The sequence below is a fragment of the Ruegeria marina genome (assembly GCF_900101475.1).
Classification (GTDB): Bacteria; Pseudomonadota; Alphaproteobacteria; order Rhodobacterales; family Rhodobacteraceae; genus Ruegeria_B; species Ruegeria_B marina.
On record NZ_FMZV01000010.1, the window covers coordinates 61109 to 77578 of the forward strand.

Annotated in this window: 17 protein-coding genes; 7 read left to right on the top strand and 10 right to left on the bottom strand. The window is 63.4% G+C overall.

All coding sequences use genetic code 11. The features are described from left to right. The first annotated feature begins 1 nt into the window (after window position 1). Window positions 2–298 (top strand): DUF7742 family protein, encoded by a 297-nt coding sequence (locus BLT75_RS14420; protein ID WP_093033034.1) that lies wholly within the window; start codon window positions 2–4, stop codon window positions 296–298. A gap of 182 nt (window positions 299–480) precedes the next feature. Further along, window positions 481–1302: a serine O-acetyltransferase gene (gene cysE, locus BLT75_RS14425; RefSeq protein WP_093033038.1), complete on the top strand. Its 822-nt coding sequence runs from the start codon at window positions 481–483 to the stop codon at window positions 1300–1302. Between the two features lie 68 nt (window positions 1303–1370). Here the strand turns inward: cysE and BLT75_RS14430 are convergent, their stop codons facing one another. From BLT75_RS14430 to BLT75_RS14450, 5 genes are all read right to left on the bottom strand, one after another. Continuing rightward, window positions 1371–2696, bottom strand: a complete 1326-nt coding sequence (locus tag BLT75_RS14430; protein WP_093033041.1) for a pyruvate dehydrogenase complex dihydrolipoamide acetyltransferase — start codon at window positions 2694–2696, stop codon at window positions 1371–1373. 12 nt (window positions 2697–2708) lie between these two features. Then, a complete protein-coding gene (locus tag BLT75_RS14435; protein WP_093033044.1) occupies window positions 2709–4091 on the bottom strand; it encodes a pyruvate dehydrogenase complex E1 component subunit beta in 1383 nt (460 codons plus the stop codon). Window positions 4092–4105: 14 nt separating this feature from the next. Continuing rightward, a complete protein-coding gene (pdhA, locus tag BLT75_RS14440) occupies window positions 4106–5098 on the bottom strand; it encodes a pyruvate dehydrogenase (acetyl-transferring) E1 component subunit alpha (protein ID WP_093033047.1) in 993 nt (330 codons plus the stop codon). A 167-nt stretch (window positions 5099–5265) separates the two neighbouring features. After that, complete coding sequence (locus BLT75_RS14445) at window positions 5266–5565, bottom strand: FtsB family cell division protein (RefSeq protein WP_093033050.1); 300 nt, start codon at window positions 5563–5565, stop codon at window positions 5266–5268. A gap of 119 nt (window positions 5566–5684) precedes the next feature. Then, entirely contained in the window at window positions 5685–6617 is a 933-nt protein-coding gene (locus tag BLT75_RS14450) for a hydrogen peroxide-inducible genes activator (protein WP_093033053.1), read from the bottom strand. A gap of 134 nt (window positions 6618–6751) precedes the next feature. Between BLT75_RS14450 and BLT75_RS14455 the strand changes: the two genes are divergently transcribed. Both BLT75_RS14455 and BLT75_RS24390 read left to right on the top strand, forming a co-directional pair. Further along, window positions 6752–7000, top strand: coding sequence for an HP1242/YdcH family protein (locus BLT75_RS14455; protein ID WP_218128921.1), 249 nt, complete (start codon window positions 6752–6754; stop codon window positions 6998–7000). Next, window positions 7000–7146: a hypothetical protein gene (locus BLT75_RS24390; RefSeq protein WP_176828033.1), complete on the top strand. Its 147-nt coding sequence runs from the start codon at window positions 7000–7002 to the stop codon at window positions 7144–7146. Before BLT75_RS14455 ends, BLT75_RS24390 begins: the two co-directional genes overlap by 1 nt. Before the next feature lie 26 nt (window positions 7147–7172). Here BLT75_RS24390 and BLT75_RS14460 read toward each other — a convergent pair whose 3' ends face one another. Beyond that, complete coding sequence (locus tag BLT75_RS14460) at window positions 7173–8369, bottom strand: phosphoglycerate kinase (RefSeq protein WP_093033059.1); 1197 nt, start codon at window positions 8367–8369, stop codon at window positions 7173–7175. A gap of 130 nt (window positions 8370–8499) precedes the next feature. Between BLT75_RS14460 and BLT75_RS14465 the strand changes: the two genes are divergently transcribed. Both BLT75_RS14465 and BLT75_RS14470 read left to right on the top strand, forming a co-directional pair. Next, a complete protein-coding gene (locus BLT75_RS14465) occupies window positions 8500–9006 on the top strand; it encodes a peptidylprolyl isomerase (protein ID WP_093033062.1) in 507 nt (168 codons plus the stop codon). Continuing rightward, complete coding sequence (locus BLT75_RS14470) at window positions 8999–9544, top strand: peptidylprolyl isomerase (RefSeq protein ID WP_093033065.1); 546 nt, start codon at window positions 8999–9001, stop codon at window positions 9542–9544. Before BLT75_RS14465 ends, BLT75_RS14470 begins: the two co-directional genes overlap by 8 nt. A gap of 142 nt (window positions 9545–9686) precedes the next feature. Here BLT75_RS14470 and BLT75_RS14475 read toward each other — a convergent pair whose 3' ends face one another. The 4 genes from BLT75_RS14475 to BLT75_RS14490 form a co-directional block, all read right to left on the bottom strand. Next, entirely contained in the window at window positions 9687–10202 is a 516-nt protein-coding gene (locus BLT75_RS14475; RefSeq protein WP_093033068.1) for a bactofilin family protein, read from the bottom strand. Then, on the bottom strand, window positions 10192–11520 hold the full coding sequence (locus BLT75_RS14480) for a M23 family metallopeptidase (RefSeq protein WP_093033071.1): 1329 nt from the start codon (window positions 11518–11520) through the stop codon (window positions 10192–10194). Before BLT75_RS14480 ends, BLT75_RS14475 begins: the two co-directional genes overlap by 11 nt. Window positions 11521–11691: 171 nt before the next feature. Next, window positions 11692–12513: a ferritin-like domain-containing protein gene (locus BLT75_RS14485; protein WP_176828039.1), complete on the bottom strand. Its 822-nt coding sequence runs from the start codon at window positions 12511–12513 to the stop codon at window positions 11692–11694. Window positions 12514–12530: 17 nt separating this feature from the next. Then, entirely contained in the window at window positions 12531–12992 is a 462-nt protein-coding gene (locus BLT75_RS14490) for a peroxiredoxin (protein WP_093033077.1), read from the bottom strand. A 62-nt stretch (window positions 12993–13054) separates the two neighbouring features. On the opposite strand from BLT75_RS14490, the gene BLT75_RS14495 reads away from it, so the two are divergent. Beyond that, the gene (locus tag BLT75_RS14495) at window positions 13055–16423 is read left to right on the top strand and encodes a YhdP family protein (protein ID WP_245706537.1); all 3369 of its coding nucleotides are present in this window, start codon (window positions 13055–13057) and stop codon (window positions 16421–16423) included. The last annotated feature ends 47 nt before the right edge of the window (window positions 16424–16470 follow it).

Below are 16470 nucleotides of genomic sequence, written 5' to 3' on the forward strand. Positions count from 1 at the left end.
AATGCTGCCGGTCCTGCATGGCGATGTCTGCGCAGCGGCGCGTGTACTGTTGCGCACGCCCCCAACCAGTCGCGAGGCACTGTGCAGGCGCATGATCGTAGAAGCGGATGTGGCGGACCGGCACTTGCGCCGAACCGGTCGGCCGCATCCGCTGTTCGGCAACGGATCGCTGATGTCGGCGGCGCGCAAGCGGGTGCTGGCCGACGAGCCGGGTTTCGACGACCCCGACTATTGCCTCTGTTTCGAAACGGTGCTGCGGGCGCTGGTCGCCCGCAGCCAAGAGGTTTTCGGCACATGAACCCCGGCTCCTGAGACCAGGAGGCGAAAGGCACCGATTTTGGGGCCTTTTTCCGAACTGCCGCTTGGACAGGGGCCGTCACCGCGCTGGGCATTCATTTTCGTTGTCGCCTTGATCACGCATTGCGGTTGGCCAAATCCATCCTAATTCGATAGATTAGGCTCAGCAAAGGATGACAGGTCATGATGGAAACACGCACCAAACTCGCCCCCGTCGACCCGGTCTGGGACCGGATCACCGCCGAAGCACTTGAGGCTGTAGACAAGGAACCTCTGATGGGCGGGCTGGTCCACGCCTGTATCCTGCACCACCGGAACCTTGAGAAGGCCCTGTCCTACCGCATCGCGGCGAAGCTCTGCTCGAACGAAATGTCTATGATGGTCCTGCGCGAAATCGTTGACGAGGCCTATGACAGCGCGCCGGAACTGGTCGAGGCCGCGCGCGCCGACCTGATGGCGGTTTACGAGCGTGACCCGGCCTGCCACCGGCTGTTGCAGCCGATCCTCTATTTCAAGGGCTATCAGGCGATGCAGGCTTATCGGGTCGCGCATTGGCTGTGGACACGCAAGCGCTATGACCTGGCCTATTTCTTCCAGATGCGGGTGTCCGAGATCTTTGGCGTCGATATCCACCCGGCGGCCCGGATCGGCAAGGGCATCATGATCGACCACGCCCATTCCATCGTGATCGGCGAAACGGCCGTGGTGGGCGACAACGTGTCGATGTTGCACTCGGTGACGCTGGGCGGGACCGGCAAGGAGGAAGAGGACCGGCATCCCAAGATCGGCGATGGCGTGTTGATCGGGGCAGGCGCCAAGGTGCTGGGCAATATCAAGGTCGGCCATTGCAGCCGCATCGCGGCGGGTTCGGTCGTGCTGGCCGAGGTGCCCCCCTGCACCACGGTGGCCGGTATCCCGGCCAAGATCGTGGGCGAGGCGGGCTGCGCCCAGCCTTCGGTCAACATGGACCAGATGTTCGGCCCGCGCCAGCCCGCCACCGAGTGATCCGGTTTCAGGAAAGATAAGGCCCGCCGGAGCGATCCGGCGGGCCTTATCGTGATCTGTCCCGAAGGTCAGGCCAGCATGACCATCGGATTTTCCAGGTTGTCGACGATTGCCTGCAACAGTTGCGCGCCGAGCGCCCCGTCGATCACCCGGTGATCCACCGACATGGTCACCGACATGACGGTGGCCACGGTCAATTCGCCATCGGCGCCGACCACGGGCTTCTTGACTCCGCTGCCGACCGCCAGGATGCCCGCGTGCGGCGGGTTCACGATGGCGTCGAAATTGTCGATCCCGTACATGCCGAGGTTCGAGATGGCGAAGGTGCCGCCCTGGTATTCATGCGGTGCCAGCTTGCGGTCGCGGGCGCGGGCGGCGAGATCCTTCATCTCGGTCGAGAGCGCCGAGAGCGACTTCATGTCGGCATCCTTGAGCACCGGGGTGAAGAGGCCGCCTTCGATGGCGACCGCCACGGCCACGTCCGAGGGTTTGAGTTGCAGCACCCGGTCGCCGGCCCAGACCGCGTTGCAGGCCGGCACCTGCTGAAGCGCGTTGGCGACCGCCTTGATGATGAAGTCGTTGACGCTCAGTTTGACGCCGCGCCCTTCGAGCTGCTTGTTCAGCTGCGCGCGGAACTTCATCAGCGCATCCAGCTTGATGTCGCGGCGCAGGTAGAAATGCGGAATGGTCTGCTTGGCCTCGGACAGGCGCGCGGCAATGGTCTTGCGCATGCCGTCGAGTTTGACTTCTTCGTAGGCGCGGCCTTCGTACATGCGGGCGACCATGTCGGCGCTGGGGCCGCTGGGGGCCGCAGCCGGGGCGGCAGGCGCCGCGGCAGGGGTTGCTGCGGGTGCCGCAGCCTGCGCAGGCGCCGCAGCAGGCGCGGTTGCCCCGATCACATCCGCCTTGACGATGCGTCCATGCGGGCCGGAGCCCGCGATCTGTGTCAGGTCTAACCCCTTGTCGGCGGCAATCCGGCGTGCCAGCGGCGAGGCGAAGACGCGGCCGCCATCGGCGGCCTTCGGCGCGGCCGGGACCGGGGCCGGTGCGGGGGTGGCTGCGGGCGCCTCGGACGCTGCAGGGGCGGCCTCGTTGCCCGCGGCGGCGGCCGGGGCCGCCTTCGGTGCGCTGGGGATGTCGCCCGCGCTTTCACCCTCTTCCAGCAGAACCGCGATGGGGGTGTTTACCTTGACCCCTTCGGTGCCCTCGGGCACCAGGATTTTGCCGACCACGCCTTCGTCGACGGCTTCGAACTCCATCGTCGCCTTGTCGGTTTCGATTTCGGCCAGCAGGTCGCCCGAGGAGACGGTGTCGCCTTCCTTGACCAGCCATTTCGCCAGAGTGCCTTCCTCCATGGTCGGAGAGAGGGCGGGCATCAGGATTTCGGTGGGCATGTCTGTCGCTCCTTACCGATAGGTCACTTGTTTGACGGCCGCGACCACCTCGTCGGTGGTGACCAGCGCCAGTTTTTCCAGGTTCGCCGCATAGGGCATCGGAACGTCCTTGCCCGTGCAGGTGATGACCGGCGCATCGAGATAGTCGAACGCCTGTTGCATCACCTCGGAGGCGATGTAGCTGCCGACGGATCCCTGTGGCCAGCCTTCCTCGACGGTGACGAGGCGGTTTGTCTTCATCACCGAATTTATCACGGTCGGCAGGTCCATCGGACGCAGACTGCGCAGGTCGATCACCTCGGCGCTGATGCCGTCAGCGGCGAGGCGGTCGGCGGCCTCGAGCGCGTATTGCATGCCGATGCCGAAGCTGACGATGGTCACGTCGGTGCCCTCGCGCCAGATTCGGGCTTTGCCGAAGGGAACCACCAGGTCATCGATCTGCGGCACCTCGGAGCTGCGGCCATAGAGGATCTCGTTTTCCAGGAAGATCACCGGGTTCGGATCGCGGATCGCCGCTTTCATCAGGCCTTTGTAGTCGGCGGCCGAATAGGGCATCGCCACTTTCAGGCCGGGGATCTGCATGTACCAGGCGGCATAGTCCTGGCTGTGCTGGGCGGCCACGCGGGCGGCGGCGCCATTGGGTCCGCGGAAGACGATGGGGCAACCCATCTGCCCGCCCGACATGTAGAGCGTCTTGGCGGCAGAGTTGATGATCTGGTCGATCGCCTGCATGGCGAAGTTGAAGGTCATGAACTCTACAATCGGTTTCAGCCCGCCAAAGGCCGAGCCGACCGCAATGCCGGCAAACCCGTGTTCGGTGATCGGCGTGTCGATCACGCGCTTGGAGCCGAACTCGTCGAGCAGACCCTGAGAGACCTTGTAGGCGCCCTGGTACTCGGCGACTTCCTCGCCCATCAGGTAGACGCTTTCGTCGGCGCGCATCTCTTCGGCCATCGCGTCGCGCAGCGCCTCGCGTACGGTCTGCGTCTTCATCGGTGCATCCGCCGGCCAGTCGGGCGACAGGTCCACCTTGGGCGCGGCCGGTGCCGGTGCCGGTGCCGGGGCTGCGGGCGCCTCGGAGCCCCCTGCAGGGGCCGCCTCGTTGCCCGCGGCAGCCGCGGGTGCGGCCGCCGGCGTGGCGTCGACGCTTTCGCCTTCTTCGACCAGGATGGCGATCGGGGTGTTGACCTTTACGCCTTCGGTGCCCTCGGCGATCAGGATCTTTCCGACGATACCTTCGTCGACCGCCTCGAACTCCATCGTGGCCTTGTCGGTCTCGATCTCGGCCAGGATATCGCCAGAGGATACGGTGTCGCCTTCCTTGACCAGCCATTTGGCCAGGGTGCCTTCCTCCATGGTGGGGGACAGGGCGGGCATCAGAATTTCGGTTGCCATGTCGTGATGTCCTCTCAGGCGTAGATATCGGTCCAGAGCTCGTCTACGGACGGCTCGGGGCTTTCTTTCGAGAATTCGGCGGCCTGGTTGACGATCTCCTTGATTTCCTTGTCGATCGCCTTCAGGTCATCCTCGGTGGCGTGTTTGCCGCTCAGCAGCATCTCGCGCACCATCTCGATCGGGTCGCTTTGCTCGCGCACCTTCTGCACCTCTTCGCGGGTCCGGTACTTGGCCGGGTCCGACATCGAGTGGCCGCGATAGCGATAGGTCTTGACCTCAAGGATATAGGGCCCCTTGCCGGAGCGGCAGTGTGCAACGGCCTTCTCTCCGGCCTCCTTGACCGAGAGCACGTTCATCCCGTCGACCGTCTCGCCTGGAATGCCGAAGGCTTCGCCTCGCGTGTAGATATCGGGCGAGGAGGTGGAGCGTTTCTGCGCGGTACCCATGGCATACTGGTTGTTCTCGATCACGAAGATCACAGGCAATTGCCAGATTGCGGCCATGTTGAAGGTCTCGTAGACTTGGCCCTGGTTGGCGGCCCCATCGCCAAAATAGGCGAATGTCACGCGACCATTGCCTTGGTACTTGTCGGCAAAGGCGAGGCCTGCGCCCAGCGGCACCTGAGCGCCCACGATGCCGTGACCGCCGTAGAAATGCTTCTCTTTCGAGAACATGTGCATTGACCCGCCCTTGCCCTTGCTGAGGCCGCCGATCCGGCCGGTCAGTTCGGCCATCACGCCGCCCGGGTCCATGCCGCAAGCCAGCATGTGGCCGTGATCGCGGTAGGAGGTGATCCGCTTGTCGCCTTCCTCGGCGGCGGCCTCAAGTCCGACGACAACGGCCTCCTGTCCGATGTAGAGGTGGCAGAAACCGCCGATCAGACCCATCCCATAGAGCTGACCGGCCTTTTCCTCGAATCGGCGGATCAGCAGCATCTCGCGGTAGTAGTGTTTCAGCTCTTCAGCGGAAACATTTGATTTTCTTGGCGTCTTCTTGGTGGTCGTCACTGCGGTTCCCCCCTTTCGGCAAGATAGTTTAGCATTAAACTATTAAATAGAGCATTTGCGCGCCTATGGCGAGAGGTAATATGACGCGGCGTAAATCGGCAGACAGATGCACAAAATCTTCGCCGAAGATTTTGTTGCAGGATTTTCGGGAAATCCCACGCCCGGTATCAGCGGATCACGATCTCGTCGGCCCGGAGAAGACCCAGGACCGAACGGGCCTGTTCATCCAGAAGGTCCAGGTCAAGATAATCGTCGGAGAGCCTGCGTGTCAGATTTTCCATCTGGTCGATCTGGCCTTCGAGTTCTGCAAGCCTGCGCGACAGCATGTCCCGTTCTGCCGCGATTTCCACCCTGCGAAAAAGACCGTAATCTCCCTGGACGGCGGCAAAGGTAAAATAGGTGCCCAAAGCGAATGACACCGCGAAAAAGATCAGCGCGCCGAAACTCGGTCTTGTCGAAGTGGACACTCGGATACCTGCCGCTCAACTGCCTTTAAAGCGCCTCTTCCGGGCACCTGGCTGCACTATGCCATAAGCGCTTTGTCATGTGAATCCCTCTTTTTCCGGTGGTCGTCAGCTGTCCGGTCTCACGTGACAGGAAGGAGCACATTGGACATTTCCTCGCGAATGACCTGTCTCATTAGATCGGTGAACCTGTCGATCGCGGGTGGTTTGCCACTTGCGGCCCGCCAGGCCAACCCGACGGTCCGGTGCATTGCCGGGCGCAGCGGACGTGTCGTCACGTCGGCCTGGCGGGCACGGACTTCGGAGGCCACATAGAGAGCAGGCAGCAGTGTGATACCCATTCCCAGAGACACCATCTGGCGCAAGGCGTCCAGACTGGTGCCCTCGAACTCCGTGCTGAGATGGGCACCCGCGTTCTGGCACAGGACTTGAATCTGCCGATGGAGGGCATAGGCGGGGCTGAGGCTCAACATGGTTTCACCGGCAAGATCGAATTGCCGGACCTGGCCGGCGGCAGCCAGGCGATGATCCGGATCGACGGCCAGTTCCAGGGGTTCGCGGAAGAGGGCTGCCACCTTGATGTCGTCGCGCCCAACCGGCAACTGGGTCAATATCATGTCATAGCGACCTGCAACCAGATCCTCGGTCAGTTCCTGTGGCGCCCCGTCCCGGATCGCCAGTTTCAACTTTGGAAATTGCCTGTGCAGTTGCCGCAGGACGCGCGGCAGCAGATAGGGACCTATGGTCGGTGTCGACCCAAGCCGCAGGGTACCGCTCATGTTGTCCCGCATCGGGCTGGTATAAAGGGTCAGCGCGTCGACCTCGCGCAGGATTCGCGCGACCAGTTCCGAAACGTCGCGGCCTTCAGGCGTCAGGATCAGGCCGCTGCGGCGGCGCTCGATCAGCCGCGCACCGATCGCCTTTTCCAGCGCGGCGATCTGGAGGCTGAGCGAGGGCTGGCTGATCCCCAGGCTGCGCGCGGCCCGCCGATATTGGCCAGCGGCCACCAGGGTCGAGAAATAGGTGAGTTGGCGCAGGGTGATATCCGGGGGCATGGGGTCCTCGATAAAATAGGTAAAACCTATCCTAATCTATGGTCACATTGGCTTCTTTCCATGTGACCGGATCCCATCTTGGTTTCATGCCGCGAAGATGTCGCGGCAAACACGCCAAACGGAGGAGACCAATGATGACTGCAAAAGACCGGGTCCGCGCCTTCTCGCTGAAACTGAGAATGGCGGTACTGAAGGACCGCAGGGAGGAGTTGAAACAGCGCATCCTGCAAGAGTTGAAGCGTCCCGCGCCATGTGCCCAGACACTGCGAATGCTCAAGCGACGCAAACTTTCGCTGAAAGATGAACTGGCCCGCCACGAAGGGCTGCTGCGGACGCTCGACGCCATGCAGTCGCAGCCGGATAGGGACATGGGGAGGGCATGATGTTCCGTCTGGTCTTCATGACGACCGGGCTGCGCTGGCTGCACAGCCTGGACCTGAACGACATGCGCAACGCCATCGCACCCGAGGATGACGACGGGCCGGATGGCGGCAACCTTGGCCCCGCATGGGATCGCGCGCGCCGGTAGCGGCGCGCGGAAAACCGACGAGCCGGTCAGCCGTCCTGCATCAGGGCGGCAACACCCGGAAGGGTCTTGCCTTCCATCCACTCAAGGAATGCGCCGCCGGCGGTCGAGATATAGGTGAAATCGCCTGCCGCGCCACTTGCATTCAGCGCGGCCACCGTGTCACCGCCGCCTGCAACTGAAACCAGTTTGCCGGCGCGCGTCAGGGCCGCCGCCTTCAGGGCGGCGGCGTTGGTCGCTGCATCGAAGGGTTCAAGTTCAAAGGCGCCCAGCGGCCCGTTCCAGATCACCGTGCGGCTTTTCTCGAAAATGGCCTTGATGGTGGTGATGCTCTCGGGGCCGGCATCCAGAATCATCCCTTCGTCGGGGCAGCGGTCTGCCGGCAGCACCTGATGCGCAGCGTGGCTCTCGAATTTCTCCGCGACCACCACATCGGTCGGCAGCACGATCGTGCACCCTGCGGCCTCGGCCTTGGCCATGATCTCGACGGCGGTGTCCTTCATGATCCGTTCTGCCAGCGACTTGCCCACGGGCATGCCCTTGGCCGCCAGAAAGGTATTGGCCATGCCGCCACCGATCACCAGGTAATCGACCTTTTCGATGAGGTTGCCCAGCAGTTCCAGCTTGGTCGACACCTTGGCGCCGCCGACAACGGCCGTCACCGGGCGCTCGGGCTTGCCAAGGGCCTTTTCCAGCGCCTCCAGTTCAGCCTGCATGAGCCGCCCCGCGCAGGATGGCAGCAGGCGGGCGATTGCCTCGGTCGAGCTGTGGGCGCGGTGGGCGGCGGAAAACGCATCGTTGCAATAGACCTGGCCCAGCCGCGCCATGCCCGCGGCCAGCGTCGGGTCGTTCTTGGTCTCCGTGGCGTGGAAACGGGTGTTCTCCAAGAGCAGAACCTCGCCCGGTTGCAGGGACTCGGCGGCTTCCTCGGCGGCGGGGCCGACACAGTCGTCGGCAAAAAGAACCCTGGTCCCAAAGGCGCGTTCAAGCGTCGGCACCAGCTGGTTCAGCGACAGGTTCTTGCGCCGTTCGCCGCCGGGGCGCCCGAAATGCGCCAGCAGGATCGGGCGGCCACCTGCTGCGATGATGTCGCGGATGGTGGGCATCAGGCGACGGATACGTGTGGAGTCGGTCACGACGCCATCGACGATCGGCACGTTTATATCAACACGTACCAGCACGCGCTTGCCGTTCAGATCCATGTCGTCGAGTGTTTTCCAGCCCATCGCCCGCAATCTCCCTGATCAAATGCTTGCGCGTTTCTCTACCCGAAAGCGCGCGCCCGTCAATGGCGTGCCTTGTCGATTGCGCCCGTGATGGTTAGGTTCCGGGCAATCAACGCGACAGGAGGGCCCGATGGCCGAAATCAAGGATCCCGAAAACACCATCATCATCGAGCTCAAGGACGGCAATGTCGTCATCGAGCTTCTGCCCGACGTGGCGCCCAAGCATTCCGAGCGGATGAAGGAACTGGCCCGTGCCGGAGAATATGACAATGTCTGCTTTCATCGGGTGATCGACGGGTTCATGGCGCAGACCGGCGACGTGGCCAATGGCGATATGGAAGACGGGTTCAACATCCGCATGGCGGGTACCGGCGGTTCGTCGCTGCCGAACCTGCCGGCGGAATTCTCCAAGCTGCCGCACGACCGGGGCACTCTGGGCGCCGCGCGCTCGGCCAACCCGAATTCGGCCAACAGCCAGTTCTTCATCAACTTCAAGGACAACCATTTCCTGAACGGCCAGTACACCGTTTATGGCCGGGTCATCTCGGGTATGGAACATGTCGATGCGATCACCCGCGGCGAGCCGCCGGCGAATCCGGACCGTATGATCAGTGTCAAGGTGGCGGCAGATGTATAAGCTCGCAGCCCTTCTGGCGCTGATGGCCGTGCCGGCCGGTGCGACCGGCCTCAGGATCGAGGTCGCGGGCGAGGCCAACGGCACGATCACGATAGACCTGTTCGAGGATGTCGCGCCCAAACACGTGGAACAGATCACTGCGCTTGCCGCCGAGGGCAAATATGACGGCGTGGTGTTTCACCGGGTGATCGACGGGTTCATGGCACAGACCGGTGACGTTCAGTACGGGCTTCTGGGTGGTGACATGCGGCTGGCGGGACGCGGCGGGTCAGACCGCCCCGATCTGCCGGCCGAATTCTCGTCCATCTCCTATGAACGCGGTGTCGTCGGCATGGCGCGCGCGCAGGATCCCAACAGTGCCAACTCGCAGTTCTTCATCATGTTCGCGCCAGGCCCTTTCCTCGATGGACAATACACCGTCGTGGGCAAGGTAACCGATGGCATGGACGTGGTCGACGCGATCAAGCGCGGCACCGGTCCGAACGGGTCGGTGATCGGTCAGCCCGACATGATGAAGAAGGTTTCCGTAACCGAGTGAGAGCGCCGGTTGGTCCGTGAGGACAAGATTTTTCGACGAAAAATCTTCCGTCGCCTTCGACCAGACGCAACACGAGAAACGCCGCGAGAAACTTCTCGCGGCGTTTTTCCAATTTTGTCGGAGCAGTTCTCCGTATTCGGATTCAGGCGCTTTCGGGTTTGGCCGCCGGGGCCGCCGCTGCCGGGTTGGCGGCGGGTTTGGCCGCGCGACCGGGGTTCAGCGGATCGTCCTGGCGCTGCACCGAGCCTTCGAAATGAGCACCGCTTTCGATCGCGATGGTCTTGTGGATGATGTCGCCCTCGACCCGCGCGGTCGAGGTCAGGCGGACCTTGAGACCACGCACGCGGCCGACGATGCGGCCATTGATCACCACGTCGTCGGCAGTGACTTCTCCCTTGATGGTCGCGGTTTCACCGATGGTCAGCAGATGGGCGCGGATGTCGCCTTCGACCGAACCTTCGACCTGGATGTCGCCGGTGGTCTTGATGTTGCCGGTGATGTGCAGATCCGAGGACAGCACCGATGCCGGCGGTTTCGGCTTTGGAGCTGCCGCCTTGTAATCGCTCGGAGCGGGCGCAGCGGGGGCCGTGGGTGCGGCGGGTTTTGCCGCCTCGGGTGCCTTGGGGGCGGGCTCGTTGATTTTGCTCTTAGAAAACATTGCGTGCAGCCTTGATGTAAGTCATGGGGTTAACGGGTCGTCCGTTGACATGCACCTCGTAATGGAGGTGGGTACCGGTGGACCGTCCGGTGCTACCCATATCAGCAATATGATCCCCGCGCGAGACCCTTTGACCGACCTTCACGCGGATCTGCGAATTATGGGCGTAAAGCGTTTCGATGCCGAAGTCGTGCCTGATCCTCACGAGGCGGCCGAACCCCGATTCCCAGCCCGCATGAGTCACCACGCCATCAGCCGTGGCGTAGATGTCGGTGCCGTGCTTGCCCGCGAAATCCGATCCGTTGTGCATCCTCCGGCCGCCGGTCTTGGGGTCGCGCCGGTAGCCGAAACCGCTTGTGAACCGGACCGCGGCGCGCACCGGGTTGGCAAATGGCGCCCGTTCCGCGGCAATGCGATACAGGTTCAGCTGATCCATCTGCTGCAACAGGTTGTTGGCCCGGATCTCGTCGGCGGATGGTTCTTCACCTCGGGTGGAAAAGGATAAAGGGGTGAGCGGCCCGCCCTGGCCGCTGTATCCACGCCGTACCTGTTCCAGAATGCTGTCGGTGGGCATGCCAGCAGCGCGGAACATCTTGTCCAGCGGCTCGACCGAGACGGTCATCGCCTCTTCCAGCTGGCGGAAGATCTGGTCGTTGCGCTCCTGCATCAGCTTGATTTCCAGCTCCAGATCGGAGCGCGCCTGCAGCGCCGATTGTGCGTCCGAACGGATCTGGTCGCGCTGCTGTGCAGTACGTTCCAGCGCCTCGGCCATGAATGTCATCTGCGCCGGCATCTCGGTCGCGGCCAGCTGGATGGCCCCGTTTTCGCCGGTCTCTTCCTTCAGGGCGGCCAGCGCCTCACGCGCGATCTCGCGCTGTTTCATCGTGGCGCGCAGGGTGGTCTGGATCACTTCGATCCCGGTTTCCAGCTCACGCCGACGGGTCTCGGATTCCAGCAGTTCCGATTGCATCACCGAGATCTGCGCCAGCGCCGCATTGAACCGGCGCTGTGCTGCCACCGCTTCTTCCGCGCGGGCATCGCGCTCGGCCGAGATCGCGTTCAACCGGTCCTGATAGGTGGCCTGGTCTCGCTTGGCCTGTTCCCGGAAATTGCCCGACCCGATGCTGTCCATCAACAAGATCGCGGTGGCCACGATGGTCCAGGCCACGAAAAGCGTCGCCCCCGCGAAGGCGACGATCTGTGTTTCCGACCTGAGCCGGATGAATCGCGTGTCGCTGTCGGATTTCAGAAAGACCCGGCGTTCGGGAAACCGTTGCTCCAGAAACGCGTGTATCTTGATCGCCAGACGTGTCCGCACCCGCCCATCCCTTGCTAGTCCCCTCGAAGGCCCATCCGGCTGAGTGGCGCCGGGCCTTGGCCCGAGTGAATAAGCGCTTGTACCCGATCGGGCAAGTTTGTTTACCGATTGTGCGACAACACCCAAGGCATGCTTGATTTTTTGGCAAAAATCCGCCGACCGGATCAGATTTCACCCTCGGACTACACGGTCGCGCGCCTCGGTTTCTTCGGCGAGCGGCCAGTAGAAATCCGGCGGCAGGCCCGCTTCGGCGCGTTTCTCTTCGTTGAAAGGGGGCTTCAGCGCGCCATGGAAGTAGCGTCGGACCAAGGCATGGAACACGTCCTTGGGGTCGGCGTTCTCGCGGCCGCACAGGAAATGGAACCATTTCGACCCATAGGCCACATGGCCCACTTCCTCTGTATAGATCACCTCCAGCGCGGCGACTGCCTGAGCCAGTCCCGCCTTTCGGAATATCTCGATCATGCCCGGCGTCACGTCCAGCCCGCGGGCTTCCAGTACCATCGGCACCACCGCCAGCCGGCCCATCAGGTCCTCGGCCGTGTCCTCGGCTGCGCGCCACATGCCGGCATGGGCGGGAAGCGCGCCGTAATGGCTGCCGATGCTTTCAAGAACATCGCATACCATGTTGAAATGCCTGGATTCCTCGTCGGCACACTTGACCCAGTCGTCATAGAATCCGATCGGCATAGGAACATGCCCGAACCGCGCCACGATATCCCAGTGCAGATCGACCGCGTTCAGTTCGATATGCGCCACAGCGTGCAACAGGGCGATCCGCCCTGCCTCCGAACCTGGACGCCGCCGCGGCACGTCGCGCGGGTTCAGGAGTTCGGGTCTTGCAGGGCGGGCCGGATGCAACGGAGGGCTGGCGGCGCCCACCTTTATTGGCGCCGCCTCGCCCCGGCGCGCCGCGAACCATGCCTCCGCATGGCGGCGCGACAGCGCGGTCTTGGCGCGCCCGTCGGCGGTGGAGAGTACCTCCACCGCCATTTCAGTCAGCGTCAGGCTCACAGCGCCCGCACCGCGTCCAGCACCTCGGCCACGTGGCCATCGACCTTGACCTTGCGCCAGACCCTTGCGATCCGGCCCTCGGCGTCGATCAGGAAGGTCGACCTCTCGATTCCCATGGATTTTTTTCCATACATGTTCTTTTCCACCCAGACCCCGTAGCGTTCGCAGGTATCGCTGTCGGCATCCGACAGCATCGTCGTTGTCAACCCGTGCTTGGAAACGAACTTGTCATGCTTGGCCACCGTGTCCTTGGAAATCCCAAGAACCGTTGCGCCTGCATCGGCAAAGGCTTGCAGATGCTCGGAAAAGCCGATGGATTCCTTGGTGCAACCCGGAGTATCGTCACGGGGATAGAAGAAAACAACTACAGCGCCGCCGCGCAGGTCGGACAGGTTGACCTCGCCGCCGCCGTCCCGGGGCAGCGTGAAATCGGGGGCGATATCGGAAATGTCGGGCATCGGAAAACTCCGCCAAGGGTTTCATGGATAAGTTGCGTGCATAATAGGTCGCGGCAGGAAAGTTGAAAGAGACCGAGCCAAAAACAGGCCGGGATGCGCCGGAAAAATCGCGCCGCAGCAGGCGGCGGGTTACGCTTGTCTGGGCTATGCGCGGGGCAATTCTTCTGGTTTTTCTGGCCGCGTTTTCGGCGCTTATGGTCGTGGGACACAGGTTGCAGGCACCACCCTGGTTGCAGGCGCGGGTCGAATCCCGCCTGAACACCGTGCTCGGCGACAAGCGCGTCAGCTTTGGCGACGTGTCACTCGTCATCAACAAGGGCTGGCGACCCCGCCTGCGCCTGCGCGATGTCGAACTTTCCGATGCCGAGGGCCGCGTGATCGCCCGGCTCAGTGATGCCGAAGCCAGCCTCGCCATGCGGCCGCTTCTGCGCGGCCAGATACAACCCAAGCGGATCTCGCTCAGTGGCGCTCATGCCAATTTGCGGCGTGATGCCGAGGGCGCCTTCACCCTGTCTCTCGGCGATGGCAGGGCGGCGGTGGAACAGGCTCCGACCCTTGTTCGGATGCTCGAGACGTTCGACGGCGTATTCCTGAACCCGGCGCTTCAGGCGCTCACCTCGATCGAGGTGACGTCGCTTGGGCTGGAATACGAGGATATGCGCCAGGGCCGGGCCTGGACATTGGATGGCGGCCAGGTGCTGCTGACCCGAAACAGCGACGCAATACGCATGGCGACCGAATTCTCGGTTCTCAGCGGTCGCGATTATGCCAGCCGGTTCGAGGCCAACTACAGCTCCACCCTTGGTCAGCCCACCGCGAGCTTCGGAATTTCCGTGACGGATGTCGCCGCCATCGATATCGCGGCGCAGTCTCCGGCGCTGGCCTGGTTTCAGGTGCTCGACGCACCGATCTCGGGCGCAGTGCGCGGCGGCATTGGCGAGGATGGCGCACTCTTGCCGATCTCGGCGACCTTGCATATCGGCGCTGGCGTCGTTCAGCCCAACCCCAACACGCGCCCGATCCCCTTTACCGGGGCGCGGACCTATTTCACCTATTTGCCGGCAGAACGGAAACTGAGCTTTGCCGAAGTCTCGGTCGACAGTGCCTGGGGGGCCGCCGACGCCGAGGGCGATGCCTATCTTGATGGTCTCGACGAAGGGCGGCTCGACCGGTTGGTTGCGCAGTTTCGCCTGTCGGGCCTGCGGGTAAACCCGGCAAATGTCTTCGACGATCCGCTGGAACTGGAACGGGCCGAGATCGATTTCCAGATGCGGCTCGATCCGTTTCATGTGCAGGTCGGGCGGATGAACGTGATTGACGACGATCGCACCCTGCTGGTGCGCAGCGACCTGATGGCTGATCCCGAGGGCTGGCAGCTTGCGCTCGATGCCCAGCTTGACGCGATCACGCCTGCGCAGGTGCTGGGCTACTGGCCGGAAAAGGTAGCCCCCAAACCACGCGAATGGGTGGTGGAGAATCTGCGCAAGGCGCAACTGAGCGATCTCGACCTTGCGCTCAGGCTCAGGCCAGGCGTGCCTCCTGACCTCTATGCAGATTTCGACTTTGCCGATGCCGAGATCCGCTTTGCCAGGACATTGCCGCCTCTGGTCAACGCGCGTGGACAGGCCAGCCTTCTGGGGCGCCGGTTCGCGGTGACGGCGGACGCAGGTCAGATTCGGCCCGAGGCGGGTGGCCCGATCGACGCGAGCGGTACGTCCTTCATCATTCCCGATATCGGCATCCGAAAATCCGCGCCGGGAATTGCCAGGATCACTGCAAACGGTTCGGTTACTGCCGCATTGTCGCTGCTGAACCGTCCACCTCTAAGCATCATGGACAAGGCGGGTCTTCCGGTGAACATTGCCCAGGGACGGGCAGCCTTGGCCGGTACGCTGGCGCTGCCCTTGCGCGATCAGGTCAAGCTGAGCGATATGGAATTCCATTTCAGCGGAGCCATCGACGATGTGCGCAGCGCAGACCTGGTGCCGGGCACCGAGGTTTCGGCGAAACGCCTCGAGGTGACCGGCAACCAGGCCCAGGTATCGATTCGGGGCGATGGGCTCTTTGGCTCGGTGCCTGCCCGGGTGCAGTGGCGGCAACCGCTCGCCGAGGGCGCTGCGGCACGCAGCGAACTTGCGGGAACCATCGAACTCTCTCCGGTCCTCCTGCGCGAACAGCGGCTTGGTTTGCCCGAGGGTATGGTAACAGGCAGCGGCCAGGCGCGGTTCAGCCTCGGCATCGGTGGCGGCCAACCGATGCGGCTCGAAGCGGACACGAACCTCGCCGGGGTTCGTCTGGAGCTTCCCGAGTTGGGCTGGATCAAGCCCGAGGCAACAACCGGGCGTCTGGTCCTGGGGGCGACGCTGGGCGCGGGTGGCAGCGTGGACAAGCTCGAGATCGATGCCGCCAGCCTGCGCGCGACGGGCACCATCGATTTCCGGGACGATCGCAGTTTCGACAAGGCCCGGTTCAGCACCTTCGAACTGGGCGACTGGTTGGCGGTGCCTGTGGAACTGACCGGACGCGAGGGCCGGGTTCCCGATATCACGGTGCTTGGCGGACGTATGGACTTGCGCACTGCCACTTTCGGCGCCTCGGTCGGAGGCAGTGGGGGAGGGGGCGGCCCTGCGCTCAGCGTGACACTTGACCGGCTCCAGATCAGCGACACGCTGGCGCTGACCGGCATGCGCGGCGCCTTCTCCACCGCTGGCGGTCTGGCGGGCAGTTTCACAGGCAGGCTGAACGGGGCTGCGGAGCTCGAAGGCCAGATGATCCCCCGCAGCGGCCGCAGCGGCATGGTTCTGCGGTCTGCTGATGCGGGTGCGGTTTTTCGTGCCGCCGGCATCATCACGCAAGCGCATGGTGGCAGCTTCCAGTTGTCGCTCGACCCGGTGGGCGAGGCGGGAAACTATGATGGCCTGCTCCGCGTGCGTAGCACCCGCATCAAGGATGCGCCCGCCATGGCCGCATTGCTGAACGCCATGAGCCTTGTGGGGCTGCTGGACGAAATGTCGGGGCAGGGCATCCTGTTCGGAGAGATCGACGGGCGGATGCGGCTCGGTCCCACGACACTTACCGTGCTCGAAGGCAGCGCCGTCGGCCCGTCGATCGGCCTGTCCATGAACGGGGTCGTCGATACCGAACGGCGCATGCTGGACTTGCGCGGCGTGATCTCTCCGATCTACCTGGTCAACGGGATCGGCAGCGTGTTGACCCGCAAGGGCGAAGGGCTATTCGGTTTCAACTATACCCTGACCGGGCCGCTGGACAAACCGCAGGTCTTCGTGAACCCGCTTTCGGGTCTCGCGCCGGGGTTCCTGCGCGACGTGATCCGCGCTCCGGCCCCGCAGGTCCCGCTGGCTCCGGGTGAAACGCCGCCGCCAGACGCAGAGACGGAACCGCGCCCACCTTCGGATGGAGGCGACCGTTGATCACTTTGCCTGTGGTCAAACCATCCGGCGCCCTCTATAGGCGCGGG

Excerpts from the sequence above, each read along its gene's own strand:
- cysE (WP_093033038.1), top strand. The coding sequence starts at position 481 with ATGATGGAAACACGCACCAAACTCGCCCCCGTCGACCCGGTCTGGGAC.
- BLT75_RS14490 (WP_093033077.1), bottom strand. The coding sequence starts at position 12,992 with ATGCCCGACATTTCCGATATCGCCCCCGATTTCACGCTGCCCCGGGAC.
- BLT75_RS14420 (WP_093033034.1), top strand. The coding sequence starts at position 2 with ATGCTGCCGGTCCTGCATGGCGATGTCTGCGCAGCGGCGCGTGTACTG.
- BLT75_RS14465 (WP_093033062.1), top strand. The coding sequence starts at position 8,500 with ATGGCCGAAATCAAGGATCCCGAAAACACCATCATCATCGAGCTCAAG.
- BLT75_RS14485 (WP_176828039.1), bottom strand. The coding sequence starts at position 12,513 with ATGGCGGTGGAGGTACTCTCCACCGCCGACGGGCGCGCCAAGACCGCG.
- BLT75_RS14450 (WP_093033053.1), bottom strand. The coding sequence starts at position 6,617 with ATGCCCCCGGATATCACCCTGCGCCAACTCACCTATTTCTCGACCCTG.
- BLT75_RS14430 (WP_093033041.1), bottom strand. The coding sequence starts at position 2,696 with ATGCCCACCGAAATCCTGATGCCCGCCCTCTCTCCGACCATGGAGGAA.
- BLT75_RS14475 (WP_093033068.1), bottom strand. The coding sequence starts at position 10,202 with ATGTTTTCTAAGAGCAAAATCAACGAGCCCGCCCCCAAGGCACCCGAG.
- BLT75_RS14470 (WP_093033065.1), top strand. The coding sequence starts at position 8,999 with ATGTATAAGCTCGCAGCCCTTCTGGCGCTGATGGCCGTGCCGGCCGGT.
- BLT75_RS14460 (WP_093033059.1), bottom strand. The coding sequence starts at position 8,369 with ATGGGCTGGAAAACACTCGACGACATGGATCTGAACGGCAAGCGCGTG.
- BLT75_RS14435 (WP_093033044.1), bottom strand. The coding sequence starts at position 4,091 with ATGGCAACCGAAATTCTGATGCCCGCCCTGTCCCCCACCATGGAGGAA.
- BLT75_RS24390 (WP_176828033.1), top strand. The coding sequence starts at position 7,000 with ATGTTCCGTCTGGTCTTCATGACGACCGGGCTGCGCTGGCTGCACAGC.
- BLT75_RS14455 (WP_218128921.1), top strand. The coding sequence starts at position 6,752 with ATGACTGCAAAAGACCGGGTCCGCGCCTTCTCGCTGAAACTGAGAATG.